Annotated in this window: 22 protein-coding genes and 1 other RNA gene; 11 read left to right on the forward strand and 12 right to left on the reverse strand. The window is 52.6% G+C overall.

The window, feature by feature from the left end:
- Positions 1–16: 16 nt before the first annotated feature.
- Together EDF78_RS06050 and ykgO are read left to right on the forward strand one after the other, a co-directional pair.
- Positions 17–271 (forward strand): type B 50S ribosomal protein L31, encoded by a 255-nt coding sequence (locus EDF78_RS06050; protein WP_095924977.1) that lies wholly within the window; start codon positions 17–19, stop codon positions 269–271.
- A 20-nt stretch (positions 272–291) separates the two neighbouring features.
- Positions 292–432, forward strand: coding sequence for a type B 50S ribosomal protein L36 (ykgO, locus tag EDF78_RS06055; RefSeq protein ID WP_095924976.1), 141 nt, complete (start codon positions 292–294; stop codon positions 430–432).
- A gap of 122 nt (positions 433–554) precedes the next feature.
- Here the strand turns inward: ykgO and EDF78_RS06060 are convergent, their stop codons facing one another.
- From EDF78_RS06060 to EDF78_RS06070, 3 genes are read right to left on the reverse strand one after another with little or no spacing between them, the layout of a single operon-like run.
- On the reverse strand, positions 555–1,433 hold the full coding sequence (locus tag EDF78_RS06060; RefSeq protein WP_119826773.1) for a metal ABC transporter substrate-binding protein: 879 nt from the start codon (positions 1,431–1,433) through the stop codon (positions 555–557).
- Between the two features lie 43 nt (positions 1,434–1,476).
- Positions 1,477–2,334 (reverse strand): metal ABC transporter permease, encoded by an 858-nt coding sequence (locus EDF78_RS06065; protein WP_095924974.1) that lies wholly within the window; start codon positions 2,332–2,334, stop codon positions 1,477–1,479.
- On the reverse strand, positions 2,331–3,059 hold the full coding sequence (locus EDF78_RS06070) for an ABC transporter ATP-binding protein (protein WP_195816792.1): 729 nt from the start codon (positions 3,057–3,059) through the stop codon (positions 2,331–2,333). Before EDF78_RS06070 ends, EDF78_RS06065 begins: the two co-directional genes overlap by 4 nt.
- A gap of 365 nt (positions 3,060–3,424) precedes the next feature.
- Between EDF78_RS06070 and EDF78_RS06075 the strand changes: the two genes are divergently transcribed.
- The 3 genes from EDF78_RS06075 to EDF78_RS06085 all read left to right on the forward strand — a co-directional run bounded on the left by EDF78_RS06075 (position 3,425) and on the right by EDF78_RS06085 (position 4,628).
- Complete coding sequence (locus tag EDF78_RS06075) at positions 3,425–3,778, forward strand: hypothetical protein (RefSeq protein ID WP_119826777.1); 354 nt, start codon at positions 3,425–3,427, stop codon at positions 3,776–3,778.
- Between the two features lie 232 nt (positions 3,779–4,010).
- Positions 4,011–4,379, forward strand: coding sequence for an Hha toxicity modulator TomB (tomB, locus tag EDF78_RS06080; protein WP_095924971.1), 369 nt, complete (start codon positions 4,011–4,013; stop codon positions 4,377–4,379).
- Positions 4,380–4,424: 45 nt separating this feature from the next.
- Positions 4,425–4,628 (forward strand): HHA domain-containing protein, encoded by a 204-nt coding sequence (locus EDF78_RS06085; protein WP_056771138.1) that lies wholly within the window; start codon positions 4,425–4,427, stop codon positions 4,626–4,628.
- Between the two features lie 92 nt (positions 4,629–4,720).
- Here EDF78_RS06085 and EDF78_RS06090 read toward each other — a convergent pair whose 3' ends face one another.
- Positions 4,721–5,662 carry a LysR family transcriptional regulator gene (locus EDF78_RS06090; RefSeq protein ID WP_232770433.1) on the reverse strand — a complete coding sequence of 314 codons (942 nt, stop codon included), beginning with the start codon at positions 5,660–5,662 and terminating at the stop codon, positions 4,721–4,723.
- 137 nt (positions 5,663–5,799) lie between these two features.
- On the opposite strand from EDF78_RS06090, the gene EDF78_RS06095 reads away from it, so the two are divergent.
- Together EDF78_RS06095 and EDF78_RS06100 are read left to right on the forward strand one after the other, a co-directional pair.
- Positions 5,800–7,587, forward strand: coding sequence for an adenine deaminase C-terminal domain-containing protein (locus EDF78_RS06095; protein ID WP_133822732.1), 1,788 nt, complete (start codon positions 5,800–5,802; stop codon positions 7,585–7,587).
- Positions 7,588–7,663: 76 nt separating this feature from the next.
- A complete protein-coding gene (locus tag EDF78_RS06100; protein WP_133822733.1) occupies positions 7,664–9,013 on the forward strand; it encodes an NCS2 family permease in 1,350 nt (449 codons plus the stop codon).
- A gap of 50 nt (positions 9,014–9,063) precedes the next feature.
- Here the strand turns inward: EDF78_RS06100 and ffs are convergent.
- Positions 9,064–9,160, reverse strand: an RNA gene (gene ffs / locus EDF78_RS06105) — signal recognition particle sRNA small type.
- A 193-nt stretch (positions 9,161–9,353) separates the two neighbouring features.
- Here ffs and EDF78_RS06110 point away from each other — a divergent pair.
- A complete protein-coding gene (locus EDF78_RS06110; RefSeq protein ID WP_095924967.1) occupies positions 9,354–9,662 on the forward strand; it encodes an MGMT family protein in 309 nt (102 codons plus the stop codon).
- 74 nt (positions 9,663–9,736) lie between these two features.
- Here the strand turns inward: EDF78_RS06110 and EDF78_RS06115 are convergent, their stop codons facing one another.
- Entirely contained in the window at positions 9,737–10,315 is a 579-nt protein-coding gene (locus EDF78_RS06115; protein WP_095924966.1) for a YbaY family lipoprotein, read from the reverse strand.
- A gap of 270 nt (positions 10,316–10,585) precedes the next feature.
- Here EDF78_RS06115 and tesB point away from each other — a divergent pair, with 270 nt between their 5' ends.
- Positions 10,586–11,452, forward strand: coding sequence for an acyl-CoA thioesterase II (gene tesB, locus EDF78_RS06120; RefSeq protein WP_095924965.1), 867 nt, complete (start codon positions 10,586–10,588; stop codon positions 11,450–11,452).
- Positions 11,453–11,596: 144 nt separating this feature from the next.
- Here the strand turns inward: tesB and amtB are convergent, their stop codons facing one another.
- From amtB to EDF78_RS06145, 5 genes are all read right to left on the reverse strand, one after another.
- Entirely contained in the window at positions 11,597–12,886 is a 1,290-nt protein-coding gene (amtB, locus tag EDF78_RS06125) for an ammonium transporter AmtB (protein WP_095924964.1), read from the reverse strand.
- 85 nt (positions 12,887–12,971) lie between these two features.
- A complete protein-coding gene (gene glnK, locus EDF78_RS06130) occupies positions 12,972–13,310 on the reverse strand; it encodes a P-II family nitrogen regulator (RefSeq protein WP_009639071.1) in 339 nt (112 codons plus the stop codon).
- Between the two features lie 342 nt (positions 13,311–13,652).
- A complete protein-coding gene (locus EDF78_RS06135; RefSeq protein ID WP_133822734.1) occupies positions 13,653–15,485 on the reverse strand; it encodes a SmdB family multidrug efflux ABC transporter permease/ATP-binding protein in 1,833 nt (610 codons plus the stop codon).
- Entirely contained in the window at positions 15,445–17,217 is a 1,773-nt protein-coding gene (locus EDF78_RS06140; protein ID WP_133822735.1) for a SmdA family multidrug ABC transporter permease/ATP-binding protein, read from the reverse strand. Before EDF78_RS06140 ends, EDF78_RS06135 begins: the two co-directional genes overlap by 41 nt.
- Before the next feature lie 136 nt (positions 17,218–17,353).
- A complete protein-coding gene (locus EDF78_RS06145; protein WP_133822736.1) occupies positions 17,354–17,809 on the reverse strand; it encodes an Lrp/AsnC family transcriptional regulator in 456 nt (151 codons plus the stop codon).
- Between the two features lie 120 nt (positions 17,810–17,929).
- Here EDF78_RS06145 and EDF78_RS06150 point away from each other — a divergent pair, with 120 nt between their 5' ends.
- On the forward strand, positions 17,930–18,973 hold the full coding sequence (locus EDF78_RS06150) for a PLP-dependent cysteine synthase family protein (protein ID WP_133822737.1): 1,044 nt from the start codon (positions 17,930–17,932) through the stop codon (positions 18,971–18,973).
- A 156-nt stretch (positions 18,974–19,129) separates the two neighbouring features.
- Here EDF78_RS06150 and cof read toward each other — a convergent pair whose 3' ends face one another.
- Positions 19,130–19,948: an HMP-PP phosphatase gene (gene cof / locus EDF78_RS06155; protein WP_133822738.1), complete on the reverse strand. Its 819-nt coding sequence runs from the start codon at positions 19,946–19,948 to the stop codon at positions 19,130–19,132.
- 191 nt (positions 19,949–20,139) lie between these two features.
- Here cof and EDF78_RS06160 point away from each other — a divergent pair, with 191 nt between their 5' ends.
- Positions 20,140–21,852, forward strand: coding sequence for an SgrR family transcriptional regulator (locus tag EDF78_RS06160; RefSeq protein ID WP_133822739.1), 1,713 nt, complete (start codon positions 20,140–20,142; stop codon positions 21,850–21,852).
- The last annotated feature ends 2 nt before the right edge of the window (positions 21,853–21,854 follow it).

Below are 21,854 nucleotides of genomic sequence, written 5' to 3' on the forward strand. Positions count from 1 at the left end.
AACATTTAGAGGCATTATGAAACCCGCTATCCATCCTGCGTATCGCACCGTGGTTTTTCACGACACCAGTGCTGATGAATACTTCAAAGTCGGTTCCACCATTTCGACGGATCGCACCATTGAACTGGAAGGGGCAACCTACCCGTATATCACGATTGAAGTCTCCTCATCCTCTCATCCTTACTACACCGGTAAGCAAAAAGAGTACTCAAAAGAAGGCAGTACCGCGCGCTTCAACCAGCGTTTCGGCAGCTTCCTCGGTAAGAAATAAACAACATCAGGGAAATCGTTATGCAGGTTCTGAGTTCATTACGTTCCGCGAAAAATCGTCATCCGGATTGCCGTGTTGTCCGCCGTAAAGGCCGGATTTATGTGATTTGTAAAAGCAATCCGCGCTTTAAAGCCGTACAGGGTAAGAAGAAAAAGCGTTAATGACGCCCCTTCCCGACCTGGTATACAAAAAATAAAAGCCCCGCCGCTTGCCCGACGGGGCTTTTTCTTATGTTAAGACATGATGTAAACCTCCCCACCGTTTCACGGTGAGGAGGGAGATCTTATTTCATGCTGGCGACAATCGTTTCCACATTGTGCCTGAACGCTTTGACGTAGGTTGTCGCCGGGCCTTGTGGTCCTGACAACGCTTCCGGATACAGCTCACCACCAGGCTCAGCACCGCTGGCTGCCGCAATCTGCTTAACCAGGCGTGGGTCAGTCTGGTTTTCGATAAAGTAGGTTTTCACCTTCTCCGCTTTGATTTGTTTGATCAGAGAAGCGACACCGCTGGCACTGGCTTCTGCTTCCGTAGAAAAACCGACCGGTGCCATAAAGCTGACATGATATTCCTGACCAAAATAACCAAAGGCATCATGGCTGGTCAGCACTTTACGTTTTGACTGCGGAATACCGGTAAATTCAGTTTTCGCCCACGCGTCAAGCTTCTGCAACTGTTCAATGTAAGCCGTTCCACGCTGACGGAAATAATCCGCATCTTCCGGATCAGCTTTGATCAGTGCATTCATCACATTGGTCGCATAAATCACACCATTCGCCATGCTGTTCCAGGCGTGCGGATCGGTGATTTGCTTACCGTCTTCTTCCATCTTGCGGGAGTCCACACCTTCCGATGCCGTCACCAGATGGCCTTTATAACCGGAAGCCGTCACCAGACGGTCAATCCACCCTTCCAGCCCCAGACCGCTGACAAACACAACGTCAGAGGCGTTAATGGCTTTGCTGTCTTTCGGCGCAGGTTCAAAACTGTGCGGATCGCCGTCCGGGCCGACTAACGTGGTGACATTCACATGTTCGCCACCGACTTCCTGAACGATATCCCCGAGGATGGAAAAACTGGCCACCGCTTCGACCGTTTTTGCCATAGCCAGCGGGCTCGACAGCAGGGCAGCTACTGCGAGTGATACAGGTAATACTTTCATCATGTCCCCTTAATGGTGGTACTGCTTATTAACATACAACGGCTTAACATCGCGAGGCGGTTAACATGCCGCCACGCTTTCCAAATAAAACGGAAATAAAGAAAATAACGGTGGCACTGAGCACAATGGCCGGGCCAGCCGGTAGTGAGGCGTAGTAAGACCAGATGAGGCCGACGACGCTGGCGATCACGCCAATGATCATGGCACTCAGCAATGTATGAGGCAGATCCTGCGCCCAGAAACGGGCACTGGCGGCGGGCAACATCATCAGCCCTACCGACATCAGTGTGCCAAGGATCTGAAAACCGGCGACCAGATTAATAACCACCAGCGCCAGAAAAATACCGTGGATCGCCGCCAGCCATTTTCCGGCACTCACGCGCAGGAACAACGGATCAAAGGATTCAATCACCAGTGCGCGATAGATACAGGCCAGCACCAGCAAGGACAGGCTGGTAATGATGCCAACCATGATCATGGCGGAAGAATCAATGGCGAGAATGGAGCCAAACAACACATGCAAAAGATCCACACTGGAACCGCGCAGGGAGACCAGCGTGACACCGAGTGCCAGCGAGCCAAGGTAAAATCCGGCGAAACTGGCATCTTCTTTTAATTGCGTACGGCGACTGACGAGTCCGGATAACATCGCCACCGCCAACCCCGCGATAAAACCGCCGATTCCCATCGCCACCAGAGACATACCCGAGATCAGATAGCCAATGGCTGCCCCGGGTAAAACGGCGTGCGACAGGGCATCCCCGACCAGACTCATCCGGCGAAGTAACAGGAAAACCCCCAGCGGTGTGGCACTGATGGATAACGCGATGCAGGCGATTAATGCCCGGCGCATGAAACCGAATTCAATAAAAGGATCGGCCAGTAAATGAAAAAGCATCATGAATTGGCGACTCCGGTCGTCAGGGAGAAAGGCTCGGTCGAAATACAGGCATGCGCCTGATGCGGGAAATGCCCCAGCACATCGCGGGCACTTCCCCATAAATTTTGCTGTGCGCTGAGATACAACACATGCGGAAAGTGACGGGACACCATCGAGATATCATGCAAAACAGCAATCACGGTTTTGCCTTCCTGATGCCACTGCGCAATAACGTTCAGCAGCAGATCCGTCGTCTGCGTATCGATGCCGGTGAAGGGTTCATCCAGCATAATGAGCGGTGCCTGCTGAACCAGCAAACGCGCGAACAGCGTACGTTGCAATTGTCCGCCGGAAAGTGAACCGACCGGTAAATGCGACATTTCCGTCATCCCGACGGTCTCAAGTGCCTGACCGACAGCCACTGCGGACTGACGACTGATACCGCCAAATAACCCGCTCTGAGGCCAGCATCCCATCGCCACCAGATCAAACACGCTGATAGGAAAACTGCGGTCCAGTTCGGCCTGCTGTGGCAGATACGCAAGACGCGGGCGCTTACCGCCTGTAAATGAAATGTTTCCCGCCACCGCCTGCTGAAGCCCGGCCAGCGTTTTGAGAAACGTGGATTTTCCCGCGCCATTGGCACCAATGACTGCGGTCAGTGAACCTGACTGAAATTGCCCGTTAAGCGGCATGGCAACGGCCTGCCGGTCATAGCCGACTTCGACATCGTTTACAAAAATCATGGTAGAGAAATTGCCCAGTAAATCGCAGCCCACAAAACGGCAAGCACGGCCAGTACCGCAAGACAGCGGACTGGCGAAGAAAGTGTAAAGAGTGTTTTGGTCATGACCCCTCCGATCGTTACAATATAACATCACAACTTGCATCAGGTATCAATACGTCAACTGTGTCAGTTTTTTTCACCGTGATTGAGGTCGCGGTGGCTGGAGAACTGTTAGAAAAGGGTAAAAATTAATGAATAGATAGTAAATTGCATTACAATCAGAAAGTTACGATTTTTGCGCCCGGAATTTTTTTTCTCCGCTCAAAACACATCCTGATAAAAGTATGCAATAATGAAAAGGAATACAGTTAAGAGGTCAACGCGTTGAAAAAAATCATCCCTTACGATATTAATGGGGAAACTCTGACTGCTCAGGATTTACAACAGATTATTGAGCCTGCGTTATCTGAAATTGAAGAACCGTTAATTGGTGATTTAACTTATTTCTCAGAAAATGCGCGTTATGAACCTAATTCTTTGCAAATCGTGTCAATAAGACAAATTGACAAAAACTATTATTCAATGACTTACCAGTTCCGATGGACGATTTTCAATGGTTGTCTGGACATAAATGCGCAGGAATTCACGACGCAAAGTGTCACATTCCAGGTTAAAGCGGACGGACTGGAGTTTGATATTATTGAATTATCGAAAGGCACTATGGCGGAAGAATTGTAAGTTTGAGTAATACGTTTGCACAGCTTTCCGAAAATGAATTATATTTAAAATGCTGACTGTATATTAAACAGTGTAGCCCTCCATTCAAAGATGGATTCATTGTGATTATCTTTGAAGTTGTAAGCCAGTTCATAGCGTCAGAAGTGAGAGCCGTTTCCTGTAAGCCATTAAGTTTTGTTGTTTACTCACAGAGTGTTATCAACACCGAATAAACCATTACGGAGGGGATGATATGGATGAGTACTCGCCTAAGCGGCACGACATCGCTCAGTTACGCTACCTGAATGAAATGCTGTACGACGAAGGAATTGCGACACTGGGTGACAGCCATCACGGTTGGGTTAATGACCCGACTTCAGCGGTTAACCTGCAGCTCAACGAACTGATTGAACACATTGCATCTTTTGTGATGAGTTTTAAAATAAAGCATCCCGACGATAACCATTTAACTGATCTGGTTGAAGAGTATCTGGATGATACCTACACCCTGTTCAGTAATTATGGAATTAACGATTCTGATTTGCGCCAATGGCAGAAAACCAAGAAGCGACTATTCAGAATGTTCTCAGGGGACTACATCTGTACCCTAATGAAGACTTGAGTAATAATTTATATGCAGTCATCAGATAAAAATGAAAAGGCTAAGATGAACAAAATCGACTATTTGATGCGTTTAAGAAAATGCACCACTATTGATACACTTGAACGTGTCATTGAAAAGAATAAGTACGAACTCTCCGACGACGAACTGGAATTGTTTTACTCGGCGGCTGACCATCGTTTAGCGGAGCTAACGATGAACAAGCTGTACGATAAAATCCCGGTAGCGGTCTGGAAATTCGTACGCTGATCGTCAGGGCTGGGCCGAAATACACTTCGGCCTAATGCCTGTTATTTAAGCGACATCACTTAAGCGTTATTTAACTATTTTCTGCCATCCGGTTACTCTGCTTTCTCTTTGATTTGCCGATGAAATGTCTGTAACAGAAACTGGAAACACTGTTCCGTTTTTGGCGATCGCAGCGGTGCAGGTTTGCGCATCATTGCCACAGTTCGGCTTAATGTCGGCTGCTGCAAATGAATCACCGTTAATTCATTATCATTGAGCGTTGCAGTATATAGCTCGGGCAAAATAGCCACGGCCAGACGCGAACGCACCAGTCCGTATAATGTCTCCTGAAAATCCACCCGATAACCAATTTGCAAATTTAGCCGATGACTTTCAATCAGTGACGTCACCAGCCTGCTGACATTTCCTTTTGAAAACAACGCAATATCTCTTTTCACCAGTTGCCGCCACGGCACATTATGGCCTTCCGCCAGCGCATCATCACGTCGGATCACCGCCACAAAAGGGTCTTCAAGCAACGGATACACGGCGATTGTTGCCGGTACCGTACTGTCTGTGGCTCCGATACCAAAATCCACCGAACCATTTTCCAGTTCCAGTAATAATGCATCATTAGTGAGGTCGTGGAATTCCACACGCATATCAGGGAAATATTCGGATAATAACTGCGGAACCGCCGGAAATAATAATGTACTCACCGAAGGGACTAATCCGATACGTAATGTCCCGTCCCCACCCTGCCGCATAATTTGCTGCATATCATCGAAGACACTGTGCGCAGTATTCAATAAGCGTTCTGCATATGGCAGGACAGCTTCTCCCTGCTCAGTCAGGCTCACACCCTGTGCGGTACGGTTGAGTAATTTGCCCCCGAGTACAGATTCAATTTGCCGCAACGCGCTGCTCAGGGCAGGCTGGCTGATGGCCAGACGATTGGCCGTTTCGGTGAAACTGCGCAATTGCGCCAGCGTCACAAAATATTGAATTTGCTTAAGGGAGAGAGCAGGCAACCGGCGCCAGGGTTCAGACATAATCAGCAGCTATTCCGCAAAAAATAGAAAACGTTTGCTCAGCATAACCGCATCTTATAAACGGATAAAATAATTCATCTGTGCAAAGCCTTCGCCTCTCCCTACATTAGCCCAATCACTGTGTAAATCCGGATACTGAAATGACCGATAACCTCGCTTCCCTGCCCCAGCGCCAGCGGGCTGTGAATGCTGCTCTGGGCAAAATCCCGTTTGACCGCCTGCTGATAAACGCCCGTGTGATCGACATGGTCACCGGAGAGCTACGAGAAGCCGACGTCGGTATCACCGGCAATATGATTGCCAGCGTGCACCCGCGTGGGAAATTCACTCAGAAAGAGAATGTCGATGATTTATCAGGCAGCTACCTTTCCCCCGGCCTTATCGATACACATGTACATATCGAAAGCTCACACCTGCCCCCGGAAAAATACGCGGAAATCGTCGTCGCGCAGGGCACGACCACTGTATTTTGGGATCCGCATGAACTGGCAAATGTGCTCGGTGTGGCCGGTGTTCGCTATGCCGTGCAATCGAGCCGTAATCTGCCTTTGCGGGTGATTTGTGCCGCGCCCTCCAGCGTCCCTTCAACGCCCGGATTAGAAATGTCCGGTGCGGATTTCAAGGGTCAGGAAATGCAGACCATGCTGAGCTGGCCGGAAGTGGCTGGCGTTGCTGAAGTGATGGATATGTACGGCGTGCTCAACGGCAGCGAACGCATGCTGGAGATCCTTGAAGCCGGATTAAACAGCGGTAAATTGATTGAAGGACACGCCAGGGGTCTGAAAGATGAGCAGTTGCAGGCTTATCTGGCCGCTGGCGTAACCTCCGATCACGAGCTGACGTCTGCCGAAGATGCGCTTGAAAAACTGCGTGCCGGGCTGACGTTGCAGATTCGCGGCTCGCATCCTTATCTTCTGCCTGACATCGCGGCCGCATTGCTGAAGCTTCCGCACCTTTCCTCACAAATCACGCTGTGTACCGATGACGTCCCGCCGGATCATTTGCTGGAAAAAGGCGGCCTGATTGCCTTAATCAGACTGCTGATGGCCTGCGGTCTGCGTGCGGAAGACGTGCTGAGAATGGCGACGTTCAATGCGGCTATCCGTATGCAACGTCACGATTTGGGCCTGATTGCCGCAGGGCGCACGGCGGACATCATCGCGTTTGACTCGCTGGAGACGCTGGATCCACGCGCGGTTTACGTCGCAGGCACCTGCGTCGCCCGACACGGCAAACTTCTGTTTACGCCTTCAGCCGCCAGCGGCGTGACGCCTCCGCGCGATACCATGCGATTAAAAGCATTGAGTGCAGCGGATTTCAGGCTGCACATCCCCGGACTGAACAACGGCAAAGCGCGTCTGCGCAATATCAAAGGCGCGCGCTTTACGCAATGGAGTGAAGTGGTCGTCAATGTGCGCGACGGAGCAGCAGAGATCCCTGACGGCTTCAGTCTGATTTGGGTACAACACCGTCATGGCCGTCACAATGCCACGCCAAAAATGGCGCTGCTGGAAGGCTGGGGGGAATTACGCGGCGCAATTGCCACATCGTATTCGCATGACTCCCACAATCTGGTGGTTATCGGACGCGAGCCTGCGGACATGATGCTGGCCGCCAATCAGCTGATCGCCAGCGGCGGCGGTATGGCGCTGAGTCAGCATGGCAAACTGCTGGCAAAAGTGGACATGCCGATTGCCGGAATGCTTTCCGAATTACCGGCGGCAGAATTAGCCGAACAGTTTAAAAATCTGCGCGACCTCAGCGCGCGTATCGCAGACTGGGAGCCGCCATATAGGGTTTTCAAGGCCATCGAAGGCACCTGTCTGGCCTGTAACGCCGGACCACATCTGACTGATTTAGGGCTTACAGATGGCGGTTTACGTGAAATCGTCAACCCGGTTCTGGAAATTTGGCCGGAAGAAAGCTGAGACACACCTCGCCACACCCGTCGTAAAAATGATAGCAAACACAACAAGATAAAAATTATTTCAGGGGAATGTAAGCATGTCCGCAAGTTCTGTGAAAAATGTGACAGCGTCATCTGAGGAAAACGCGCTGCTGCGCCGTTTCCAGCTTCGCCAGCGCCAGACCAACGTCAAAACGGAATGTCTGGCAGGGATCACCGGCTTTCTGGCCGCGGCGTATTTGCTGGTGGTGATCCCGGGTTTACTGGCGGTCAGCGGTATGGATAAAGGCGCGGCCACCACCGGCGTGATACTGGTGTTTGTGCTGGGTTCTCTGCTGATGGCATTTTACGCCAACCTGCCCTTTATGGTCGGGCCGGGGATTGGCGGCTCCGTTCTGGTCGGTATCACACTGGCGGGGGATGGTATTTCATGGCCCATCGCGCTGGGTATCGCCTGCTGGTCGGGGATTTTGTTTTTCGTGATGACCGTATTCGGGTTGCGTGAAGTGGTCACCCGTTCGGTGCCCCAGTCGATCAAGCTCGGACTGACCGCCTCCATCGGTATTTTCGTTGCCCTGCTGGGTTTTCGAAATGCCGGGCTGGTCATGGCAAATGCCAAAACCCATGCGCTGGCATTGGGTGATTTTACCGCGCCCGGCGCATTGATTGCGCTGCTCGGTTTGCTGGTCGCCGTGGGTTTACAGGCGCGCAAAGTGCCCGGTGCCATTTTGTGGGCCATCTTACTGGCGACAGTTGCGGGCATCCCGTTTGGTGTCACGCATTTGCCCGCGCAATGGATATCCCTGCCACATTCCGTGGCCCCGCTGCTGGGCAAAGTCGATCTGACCGGCGCCATGAATATCGCCTTCCTGCCGTTCCTGTTTATCTTCTTCGCTTCGGAATTTTTCTCGACGATGGGTACCACACTGGCAGTCGGCGGCGAAGCCGGATTGCTCGATGAACACGGCAATATGAAGCACATCAACCGGCCATTCATGGTGGATTCTATTGCGGCGGCGCTGGGTCCGGTTGTCGGAATTCCTGCGGCAACCGCATTGATCGAATCTTCCGCTGCCGCTGAAGCAGGCGGAAAAACCGGCCTGACCGCGCTGGCTGCTGCCGTGATGTTCCTGCTGATGCTGTTATTCACGCCAGTTGCGCTGATGATCCCGAAAGAGGCGACCGCGCCCGCGCTGATTCTGATTGGCCTGAACATGTTCAGTAACCTGCGGAAAGTGGATTTAGCGAATTTCACCGATGCGCTGCCGGTGCTGATGATGGTGATGATCACGTTGATTTCAAACAGCTTCGGTACGGGTATCGCCGGCGGACTGCTGTTTTACGTGGTCATTAAAGCGGTGGCAGGGAAAGCGCGCGAAGTGCCGGTTGGCCTTTATATTCTGGCGATCCCGCTGGTGTATTATTTCGCCACACTGGTGCATCACTAAGACGGGCTGATCGGGAGAAGGTAAAACGGGAGGGCCTGAAATGGTGGAGGCCCTGCCAGCTACATCCCGGCACACACGACACCTGCCATGGCTGCTTCCTTCCGGACCTGACCAAGTTGACAAGTTAGCGTTGCGGGAGAACCAACAGGGCCCCCATTGACGTTGTCGGCTTCATTTCTCTGCTAAGAGAATCGAAGCGGTGGGCATTATCTGTGATGCCCGAAGCAAAAGCAAGTTAACGGCCGACAACCGTTGTTTTCTTAAACAATACGCCTGATTCAGGCCGGACAGAACCCCAATTTTTGCGTCATACTGTGCGCAAATCACTGAGGAGGATGTCATGTCGGAACCCGATAACTTTCGCCAGCGCGTATTTCAGATCATCGCCGCCATCCCGGCCGGACACGTCACCACCTACGGCAATGTCGCGCAACTGGCCGGTTCGCCACGGGCGGCGCGTCAGGTTGGCGGTGTACTGAAAAAGTTACCTGAAGGCAGCACACTGCCATGGCACCGGGTCATTAACCGTCATGGCGAGATTTCCCTGCAAGGTGAGGATTTTAAACGTCAGCGTCAGGCGCTACTGGCAGAAGGCATCATTTTTAAGAAAGGCAAAGTGGATTTAGAGAAATACGGCTGGAAATGGTAGTTGCTTGTGCGAACGTGCCATTAAAAAGCACCGCCGGAGCGGTGCCTGATACCTGCAATAACAACGCGATGACGTTAATAGGTCGGTTGCGTTGGCACTGCGCTGATTGGCGCCTGTGAAGACTCCATCCCCGGATTTGCCGGATTACTCATCGGCCCTAACGCCGTCGGCTTCGTGGCGACCGGTACAGCAACGACCGGGACCAGCTGCAGATCGGCACGGGTGCCCTGACCGTTGTTAATCACCTCTTTAATTGAATCGGTGACGAAGGTCATCTGGCCGTTAACTGTCACGGCGGCGCTCAACAGAACGCGGGCATTGGGGGCAATTTCCTGCGGGTTATACGGCAGGATAAAGCTGAATGGTGCCTGCTTGCCCTGGGTTCTCGCCACTTTCTGCGAAATCACACGCGACGGCGCATCGGACACTGACGCATCAGACAGGGTTACCGTCAGAACCGCATCCGGTGGCAACGCCACACGCTGATTGATAAACACGCTACCCGACACATTCGGGCCGGTGATCGCAGGTTCAGTGGCCGGACTGGCCGCCGTATTAACAGGGGGTTGCTGCGCTGGTGCCTCATGATGCTGAGCGCACCCGGCAAGAGTCAGAGACAGCGCGGTTCCACCTACTATCTGCCAAAGTTTCATTGATCGTACTCCCTTTTTATTAGTCGCTTGTCGACAAGCTGTAATAAACGCCGACGATGAATTTAGTGACTTTAACCAGCTTACCCATTAATCATGGCACAAAAGTCTGAGGTTTTCCTGTCAGCGGGTAAACAGATCTTCAGGGCAAACGGAAGATCCACTATGATTAACAGGTTAGACCTGTCGGTGAAGGTGTATTTCAGAGGATTCCTGCCTGCACTACCCTGAGTCACTGAGGTCGATATCACCGGTAACTTTCATGAGGCCACTATGAGTCAGGCATTAAAAAATCTGCTGGATCTGTTAGATCTGGAAAAAATTGAAGAAGGGCTGTTTCGTGGTCAAAGTGAAGATTTGGGTTTACGTCAGGTCTTTGGAGGTCAGGTAGTCGGGCAGGCATTGTATGCCGCCAAACAAACCGTGCCGGTTGACCGTGGGATCCACTCCTTCCACAGCTATTTCCTGCGTCCGGGCGACAGCAGCAAACCGATTATCTATGACGTGGAAATCTTGCGTGACGGTAACAGCTTCAGCGCCCGCCGCGTGAAAGCCGTTCAGCACGGTAAGCCGATTTTCTATATGACGGCCTCGTTCCAGAGTCAGGAAAGCGGTTTTGAACATCAGAACACCATGCCGGACGTGCCGCCGCCAGAAACGCTGGTCTCGGAATCAGAGATTGCCAAAAATCTGGCTCATCTGATCCCGGAAAAATTCCGCGAAAAATTCATCGGCCATAAGCCGATTGAAATGCGTCCGGTGAAATTCCACAACCCGCTGAAAGGCAGTAAAGAAGAGCCACACCGTGCAGTCTGGTTCCGTGCCAATGGCGATATGCCCGATGATTTGCGGATCCATCAATATTTGCTGGGCTATGCGTCGGATTTCAACTTCCTGCCAACGGCGCTGCAACCGCACGGTATCGGGTTCCTTGAACCCGGTATGCAGGTCGCGACCATTGACCACTCGATGTGGTTCCACCGTCCTTTCCGCATGGATGACTGGCTGTTATACGCCGTGGAGAGTACGTCTGCTTCGGGCGCGCGCGGATTTGTGCGTGGTCAGTTCTATACCCGTGATGGCGTGCTGGTCGCCTCAACGGTGCAGGAAGGCGTCATCCGCCAGCGAACGCCTGAATAACACCGGACACTCGCTGAATAAGGCGCATTAAAAAGGGGCGATATCAATATCGCCCCTTTTGCATATCATCATTATTTTATTGTTTTTAACGGCTTAGTAAGAGAATTAGCGCACTACTTTCTCTGAAATCTTATGACTGCCGGATTACTGGTTATACGCGTTTTCGCCGTGGCTGTTAACGTCCAGACCTTCGCGCTCTTGTTCTTCCGGAACACGCAGACCGACGATCATGTCAGCCACTTTGTAGCCGATGAAGGCCACAACGCCAGACCACACCAGAGTCACGCACACGCTGAAGAACTGAACCCAGACCTGATGGCCCATTGTCACGCCTTCTGCGTAGCCTACGCCGCCCAGTGAGCTGGAAGTGAACACACCCGTCAGCAGACAACCTACGATACCGCACACGCCATGCACACCGAACACGTCACAGGTGTCATCCACACGCAGCCATTTTTTCAGGGTAACCACACCCCACAGGCCAGTCACACCGCCAACCAGACCGATGATCAGAGCACCACCCACGCCGACCGTACCGCATGCCGGGGTGATAGCCACCAGACCCGCGATAGCACCGGAGCTTGCGCCTAACAGTGACGGCTTACCACGAACCATCCACTCAACCAGTGTCCAGGACAGGATTGCGCCAGCAGTTGCAATCACAGTGTTCAGGAACGCCAGCGCGGCAATGGAACTTGCTGCACTTGCAGAGCCGGCGTTAAAGCCGAACCAGCCGACATACAGGATAGCGGCACCCGTGAAGACCATTGGCAGGTTGTGGGGTTTGAAGGCTTCTTTACCGAAACCGGCACGTTTACCCAGCAGGTAAGCACCGACCAGACCCGCGATTGCCGCGTTGATATGAACAACCGTACCGCCCGCGAAGTCCAGCGCGCCGTCGGCGGCCAGGAAACCACCTGCCCATACCATGTGTGCCATCGGGATGTAGGAGAAGGTCAGCCAGATCACAGTGAAAATCAGTACTGCCGAGAAGCGGACACGTTCAGCGATGCCACCCACGATCAGTGCCACGGTGATACAGGCAAATGAGCACTGGAATGCAACGTGGATCATCTGGGAGAAGGTACCGGTGACAGAATCCAGGCCGATGCCTTTCATCATGACGTTACCGAAACCGCCGAAGAAGGCGTTACCTTCGCTGAATGCCAGGCTGTAACCGTAGAGGATCCACAGTACGCAGACCAGTGCAAAGGTGACAATAACCTGTGTCAACATGGATAAAACGTTTTTAGAACGCAGCAAACCGCCGTAGAACAACGCCACGCCAGGCACGGTCATAAACAATACCAGCGCGGTACAAATCATCATAAAGGCGTTATCAGCGCCGTTGGCGGCGGCTGGTGCTGCTGCCATGGCAAGCGAAGGCAGCAATGCGACTGCGCCAAGCCCCATCATGGATAAAAGTTTTTTCATTATTAACCCACCCCTGTTTCTCAAAACTGTTTTTTCTAATCTGATTTATCTCAAACCGAATGGCTGGAGAGATAAAAGCCTGAAATTACAGTGCTGCTTCGTCGGTTTCACCAGTACGAATACGGATAACACGTTGCAATTCAGCAACGAAAATTTTGCCATCGCCGATCTTGCCGGTGTAGGCCGCTTTGCTGATCACGTCGATCACTTCATCAAGCTGATCGTCAGCGATAGCAATGTCGATTTTTACTTTTGGAAGAAAATTCACGCTGTATTCCGCGCCACGGTAAAGTTCGGCGTGACCTTTCTGACGGCCAAAACCTTTAACTTCCGTTACGGTCAGCCCCTGAATTCCAACAGCAGACAGCGCTTCACGCACGTCTTCCAGCTTAAAAGGTTTGATCACCACAGTAACCAGCTTCATTTTGCCACTCCTCGAATTAAGGGCTTGCCGCGAGAGGATTCGCGCCCGATACCGAATGGTTAAAGCAAAGGGTGTGCCAGAGTTGAAATTCCACAGAGATTCATGCCATTCCCGCGCAATACGGCATTTTCAGAATAATCGTGACCCGGCGCACAGTTGCCGCGCCATATTCAGGGTTGCAGTACACGCACCATTAAAGTGCTTATCGCTGCTTTTTAGTGCAATAAGATCGGAGGACGTCTTTGGGGTGCATGAATAAGGTGCGCGAGGGAGTAAATGCGGGAAAAGAATACTTCTGCTGAAAGAGGGCTGGCGTAATGTGGACACTACGCCAGCGGGTGGTCAGGCATTTTCCGTTGCAGATATAATCTGGCCGCCGGAAGCCAGTTCCTGTCCGGCAAGTTGCAACTGATACATCTGATAATACCGGCCTTTTTCTGCCAGCAACTGCAGATGGTTACCCTGCTCTACGGATTGCCCGCGGTGCAATACCAAAATATTATCCGCATCAACAATCGTCGATAACCGGTGAGCAATCACCACCAATGTGGTTTGCTGACGAATTGCCCGTAATGCACGCTGGATCGCCTGTTCTGTTCCCGAATCTATATTGGCCGTTGCCTCGTCAAGGATCAGAATTTCCGGTGCCTGCACCAAAACGCGCGCCATCGCCAGTAATTGCTTCTGCCCGACAGACAGATTATTGCCCTGCTCACCGAGTCGCGTATTCAGCCCTTCCGGCATTTCTCGTACCAGCGGCGAAAGCTGCACAATGTCCAGCGCGTGCCAGACCTGTGCCTCATCAATATCACGGCCTAAGGTCACATTGGCGAATACCGACTCCGCAAGAACAACAGGATCCTGCTGAACCATCGCAATCCCTTTGCGCAGACTGGTATGCGACAGATCCGCGAGGTTGCGACCGTCGACCCTGATCTCGCCTTTATTGAGCGGGTAATAGCCCATCAGCAGATTCGCCAGCGTACTTTTGCCACTGCCGGTGTGCCCGACCAGTGCCACAAATCCACGCGAAGGGACATGCAGGGAAATGTTTTCCAGCACCCATTTATCCGGGCGATAGGCAAAACTGACGTCGCGAATATCAATCTCGCCGCTGGTCAGTAATTTGTCATCCGGCCCGTATTGCTGCTGGGTTCTGTCCATCAGGTCAAAGATACGCTCACCCGCCACAACGGCCTGTTGCATAATCGACTGCTGTGACGTCAGTTCTATCAGCGGTTCGTTAAGCCTGCCAAGGTAGTTAATGAAAGCGTACAACACCCCGACACCGACTGCCCCTTCGGCACTGAATCCAAACAACAGCAACAACCCGCAGAGAATCAGCGAAGAAAACAGGCTGAGCAAAGGACGCAGCAGAAAGCCTTCCAGACGCAGCGTTTGCATACGCGCCAGATAATGAGACTGGCTGGCGCGGGCAAGCCGTTCACCGAACCGTTTCTGCTGACGGAATTGCTGAATTACATTCATGCCGTTGATGACTTCGTTGAAACCATCATTAATATCCGCCAGATACGCACGCACCTTGCGAACCACCGGCGTACTGTAAATCTGGTATAACCCCATCACGACAAACACCGCCGGGAAGATGCAAATTGCGACCGACGCCAGCCGCCAGTCAAGGCTGAACATCGCCACCAGCATCGCGCCGATCAGGGCAATGCTGCGCAAGACCGTCGACACCACGGTCACATACAAGTCACGGATCACTTCCGTGTCGTTGGTCACGCGGGAAATAAGCTGGCCGACGGGCTGGGTATCAAAGGCGCTTAACGGCTGACGTAATGCCGCATCCATGACATCCGTACGCAGACGCTGGACCACGCCCACCGCTGCACGGTTGAACAAAAGCGCCTGAAAATAGTGCAGGCTGGCCGCCAGAAACTGCAGAAAGATAAAACTCAGCGCGAGCAGGCTGACTTTACCCCACGGCATTTCGCCTTTGGCGACATAATGATCAATGAAGAAACTGATCAGAATAGGCCCGGTCACTTCGGCAGCCGCTGCGACCCATAGCATCAGTACCGCAAAAGATAATGGCCTGCTGTAAGGTTTTCCGTATTTCAAAAGACGTTTCAGCGTGGGCCAAAGCTTCTGAATTTTATTAGTTTTCTGTTCAGCCACGAGGTTCCGGCTCCTTTTCCTGCGGCACATCATCCAGCGCGGCTTCTAACTGCTGATAACGGAACATGTCACGGTACCAGCCCGGCTTCGCAGCAAGCTGGTCATGATTGCCACGCTGCGAAATACTTCCCTGACTGAAAACCAGAATTTCACTGGCTTCGGTCAGGGCAGACAGGCGATGCGCACTGATGATCACTGTCCGGTCACTGCCCCACTGGCGCAGGTTATGCAGGATCTGGTGTTCAGTACGCCCATCGACGGCGGATAAGGCATCATCCAGGATCAGGATTTCCGCTTTCAACAACAGCGCCCGCGCAATCGAAATACGTTGCTTCTGACCGCCGGAAAGCATGACGCCCCGCTCACCGACCTCCGTTTCGTAACCCTGCGGTAAACGCAAAATGTCATCATGAACGCTGGCAAGACGTGCCGCTTCTTCAATTTCTTCCTGCGTGGCCTCCGGCCTTCCGAGCGCAATATTCTGCGCCACGGTGTCAGAGAACAGGAACGGCGTCTGGCTGACCACTGCCAGCCGGGCGCGCCAGTCATCGAGGCGGATCTCTTTCAGGGACAGCCCGTGATAACGCACTTCGCCTTCGGTCACATCAAACTGGCGCTGCAGCAGAGCCAGCAAAGTACTTTTACCGGAACCCGTCGGGCCGCATAACCCCAGCATTTGCCCCGGTTGCAGGGAAAAGGCAACCGAGGTTAAGGCTGCGTGACGGTTCTCCGGATAATGGAAACCGGTGATATCCGCGTCAAGTACCGCTCGCCCCGCCGGTAGTGGTGTGGTGCCGTCCACGACGGCTGGCGCTTCCTGTAACAGGCTGCGGATACGGCTGTAAGCCGCGCTGCCACGTTCCACGATGTTAAACATCCAGGCAAGGGCCAGCATTGGCCAGATCATCAGGCCAAGATACATCACGAAACTGGTGAGTTCACCGAGGGTCAGGTGGCCGTTGACCACCATCCAGCTACCGCCGCCAATGGCCAACAGGTTTGCCATGCCGATGGACACATAGATTGTCGGATCGAAACGCGCATCAACGCGGGCGACCCGCATGTTTTTCGCGCCGGTATCTGCGGCCACATCAGCAAATTGCGATGACTGGTGATTTTCCAGACCAAAGGCTTTGATCATGCGGATGCTGGTCAGGCTTTCCTGCGCCTGATCGTTGAGTGACGAAAACGCCGCCTGCGCGGTTTTGAAGCGGGAATGCAACTGGTCGCCATAACGCTTGATGATGATGGCCATCACCGGCATCGGCACCAGTGACAGTAAGGTCAGTTCCCAGCTGATTTGCGTTGCCATGACGATCAGTACCGCCAGCCCCATAACCAGAGAATCGACCAGCGTCAGCACGCCCTCACCTGCCGCAAACACCACGCGATCGACGTCATTAGTGGCACGGGCGATCAAATCGCCGGTACGATGGCGCAGATAAAAAGCGGGATGCTGGCGGCTCAGCTGACGGAAAAAATCCTGCCGCAGTTCGACCGCAAGCTGATAAGACGCCCCGAATAACAGCACGCGCCAGACGTAACGCAGCAGATAGACGACAACCGCCGTGCCGATCATCAGACCGAGCCATGCAAAAAGCACGCGGTAAGACATTTGTTTTGACGTTACGCCGTCAATAATGACGCCTACCAGTTTCGGGGGCAGCAATTGCAGAACGGCGATAATGATCAGTAAGGCCACAGCACCCAGATACCGGCGCCATTCGCGTCGGAAGTACCAGCCTAATTGTGCAAACAATCTCACGCAGCGTTTTCCATACCAAAATTCATGATTTTATTGAGTTAAACGGGCATCTGAATGGCCCGTTTACTCTTCAGGATGACAAGGATACCAGACTTAACCGGCGTTTCTGATGAAACTTTTTACTGCAACTTTTGCATTAAATCGGCAATGCAGTGGTCGATTTTATGCGTTCCATCGCAAAACTGGAGGTCACATCGTTCAGTCCCGGAATGCCGTTCACAAGTCGCTTGTAAAAGTTATCGTAGCTTTTCATATCGGAGACCTGTACCTGGAGCAAATAATCGTACTCCCCTGCCATCCGGTAGAAACCCAGCACCTCCGGAAAGGCTTCGACCTGCTGAACAAATTGCTGATACCACTCGCTGTTGTGGTGTTGCGTTTTAATCAGGACGAATGCGGTCAGGCTCAACCCCAGTTTTTCCCCATCAAGTAATGCCACCTTTCCGCAAATAATGCCGTCATCTTCCAGACGCTTAATGCGTTTCCAGCAAGGCGTGGTGGTGAGGTTGACAGCCTCGGCCAGTTCATTGAGCGACAGCGTGCAGTCTTGCTGCAGCAGGGATAACAGTTTGAGGTCAGTTTTATCTACCATCAGGCACTCCGGGAGAAAATAATGCTACTAAAGCGGCATCTCATGGGCTAAAGAGTAACTTATTTCTCTGGTGATTACGTTATTCTTACTCTCATCAAAACACTTTCATGAGCCTGCAACATGCGCAATGCCTGGGTTACCCACGCGATTAAAGAAATCGACGCCGATTTTCAACGTTCTGCCGATACACATTTGATTCGTCTCGCGCTGAACGACTTCCCGGGGATTTCGTTGTATCTGAAGGATGAAAGCACCCATCCTTCCGGCAGCCTGAAACACCGTCTTGCGCGCTCACTGTTTTTATATGGCCTGTGTAACGGCTGGATCCGCGAAAATACGCCGATCATTGAAGCCTCTTCGGGCAGCACCGCGATCTCTGAAGCCTATTTCGCGCGTCTGCTTGGCCTGCCTTTTATTGCTGTGATGCCTTCCTGCACCGCGCCACGCAAAATTCAGCAAATTGAGTTTTACGGCGGCCGCTGCCATTTTGTTGAAAACTCCGGCCAAATCTATGCCGCTTCAGAACAGCTCGCCAGAGAACTAAACGGTCATTATATGGATCAGTTTACGTATGCTGAGCGTGCCACCGACTGGCGCGGAAACAACAATATTGCCGACAGTATTTTCCGTCAGATGTCTCGCGAGCCACATCCTGTACCGCGTTATCTGGTGATGAGCGCCGGTACCGGTGGAACCTCTGCGACACTCGGACGTTACATCCGCTATCAGGGGCACGATACTGAACTGGTGGTGGTAGATCCGGAAAACTCGGTCTTTTACGAATACTATCAGCAACGTAATGCCAGCGTCACCGCGCAGTGCAGCAGCCGGATAGAGGGCATTGGCCGTCCGCGCGCCGAACCTTCATTTATCCCGGACGTCATCGACAGCATGATGCAGGTGCCTGATGCGGCCAGTGTCGCGACCGCTCGCTGGCTTGAGCAGGTGCTGGGCCGCAAAGTCGGCGGCTCCACGGGTACCAATATGTGGGGTGCGTTACAGCTGGCAAAACAAATGCGCGAGAAAGGCGAAACCGGTTCGATCGTTACCCTGCTTTGCGACAGCGGCGAACGGTATCTGAATACCTATTTTGACGACACCTGGGTGGCGAAGAATATCGGGGATATTTCGGATTACGCTGCACAACTGGAAGGACTTAACTAATATTTTCCAAAATAATTCGAGTTGCAGGCAGGCGACAAGTTTGTGAATCCCGATGAGCTTACATGAGTAAGTGATTCGGGTGAGCCAACGCATCTGCAGCTTGAAGTATGACGGAAAAAAGCCGGGACAGAATGGCCCGGCTTGCTGCAATACCTTTTATTCGGGGGAATAGGTGAGGTGTGGAGTGTGCAGCCAGTGTTGCAAAAAGTGAGACACAGCCTGATTTCGGCAATGTCCGATAATCTGTAGATGCGCCGACTGGGATTTTAAGACCGGTAAGGCGTTGCCCATAATCAGCCCCATCCCGACTCCTTCCAGCATTTCTTTGTCATTCATCGCATCACCGAATGCCATGCATTCGGCCATCTCTATCCCGAGACCTGCGGTTAGAAGCGCCAGTGCGCTGCCTTTATTACTGCCTGCGGGCTGAACATCCAGACAATCTGCCGCTGAAAAACACAAATCAAGCCGCGGGCCGAAGTGCGCTTCAAGCTGAGGCACCAGCGCCAGCAGGGTTTCGTGAGGAGCGCAGAAACAAACTTTGCTGTTCCCCGAATCCGGCAATAAACGCAGATCCTGCAACTGATAGCGGAAGCCACTGAACTGATGCGGGATTAGCAAATCCGGGTCGTCGAGGGCGGTGAACCAGCCATCATCGCGGAAGACATGCAGGCTTGCAGGCGTATCCCAGACGGTATGCAGAAGTTCATGCGCGCAATCTTCCGATAAATCACTGGCATGCAGCCGGTTGCCTGACAAATCATGAATACGTGTGCCGTTACCGGTGATCAGAAAACCATCCAGCCCGATATTCGCCAGAATATCTTTCATTTCGAGATAATGACGGCCCGTCGCAAAGGTCAGTTTCACCGGCTTTTCCGCCAGCTGTCTCAGCGTCGCCAGCGTTTTTTCGCCCAATGTGTGATCAGGTAAAAGCAGTGTGCCATCCATATCAAATGCAGCTAAACGGAACATATTTTCTCTCTGAGCAGGGGTGTTTTTCACGTTCAAAGTATGGACTGCTATTTGCGGAACTAATAGTGAACAGTTTATGAATACTGTTCCGGTTTTAGATCACACTTTCAGATTCACCTTCAGCCAGCGCGCCAGACGTAAGATATGCTGAACGGATTAATCCATCCGCAAAATAAGGTTCCGTATTTACCGTGCGTCTGCAAAACCGGCTCAATCAGTTTCAGCGTCTCTACCTGAAAACCGGACAACTTCCGGCGCAGTTTACCGTGGCAGAACTGGCGGAGATTTTCTGCTGCAGTGAACGTCATACCCGCACCTTGCTGTCTCATTTTCAGGATGCGGGCTGGATAGACTGGCAGTCGCAGGCTGGCCGGGGAAAACGTGCGTCACTTTGCTGCCTGAAAGCGCCGGAAGAATTACGGGGCGCCTATCTGCAGGATTTGCTCAACCACGGGGAACACTCTGCCGCATTACAGCTGAGTCAGTTGGATCCGTCACATCTGAATGCCCTGCTTTCTCCCCATCTTGGCGGGCAATGGCAGGAGGATGCCCCTACGCTGCGCATCCCTTATTACCGCCCGCTCCAGTCATTGGATCCGCTGGCGCTGACCGGCCGCGCCGAGCAGCATCTGGCGCACACCATTCATGCCGGTCTGACACGTTTTGTTCCGGGGAACCAGACCCCTCAGCCGGATCTGGCTCATCACTGGCAAATCAGTAATAACGGCAAAACCTGGCAGTTTTTTCTGCGCAGTCAGCTGTTCTGGCATAACGGCGAACCCTTGAAAACAGCACAACTGATGACCCGTTTTCAACAGTTGCGGGATTTCCCGCGGGCTAAGCACAATCTGGCGTCAGTGATCAAAATATCTCAGCCGCATGCGCTATGCCTGCAATTTGATCTTGATAAACCAGACTACTGGCTGGCGCACCGCTTTGCCGATCTCAATTGTCTGCTTTCTCATCCTGATGATCCGCATATTGGCGCGGGGCCGTTCCGGCTGACGACGTTTTCCCCTGAACTGGTCAGGCTCGAACAGCACACGCTGTACGCGTTGCAGCATCCTTATCTGACGGCCATTGAGTTTTGGATCACGCCGCAACTGTTTGCGCAGAAGAATAACGTCAGCTGCCAGCATCCGGTGAGGATCATTCTGGGTGAGCAGGAAGAATTATCGCGGGTGAAGCCGGTCAGACGCAGCACCAGTCTGGGATTTTGCTATATCGCCGCCAACCTGAAACGCGGTGTTTTAAACGCCTCTCAGGCGCAAAAAATTGTCCGCTTAATCCAGCGCAGCGGCATGCTGGATAATTTACCTATCGATCATGATCTGGTGAAAGCCAGCAAGGAGATGCTGCCGGGCTGGCCGATCCCCTTACATGACGATGCTGATGTTCCGTTACCACAAAAACTGAGACTGCTGTTTCATCCGCCGGTTGAATTTGAACTGGTGGCGCAGGCGCTGCAGGAAAAACTGGCAGAAGAAGGCTGCGTACTCGAGGTGGTTTTCCATGCCGGACGCCTTTGGGAAGACGGCGAAGTACTGGGGTCCGCTGATCTGCTGCTTGGCGATCGTCTGATTGGTGAATCTCCGGAAGCCACACTGGAAAACTGGCTGCAACAGGATCCGCTCTGGCCGGGGATCCTGAGCGAAAAAGAGCATACCCGTCTGCAAAAACGGCTGACCCGTATTCAGCAAATTCCGCAGGAGAACCGCCGGTCGGACGAACTGCGCGATCATTTCTATCAGTGGATGCAATCCGCCATCGTCACCCCCCTGTTTAACTATCAGTATCAGGTCAGCGCACCGCCGCGCATCAGCGGTGTACAACTCACTGCCTGGGGCTGGTTTGATTTCTGTCAGGCATGGGTTCCTCCTCCCCTGCAAACGGAAAGTGCCTGAAG

This window comes from Rahnella sp. BIGb0236, assembly GCF_004364755.1.
Lineage (GTDB): Bacteria > Pseudomonadota > Gammaproteobacteria > Enterobacterales > Enterobacteriaceae > Rahnella > Rahnella victoriana.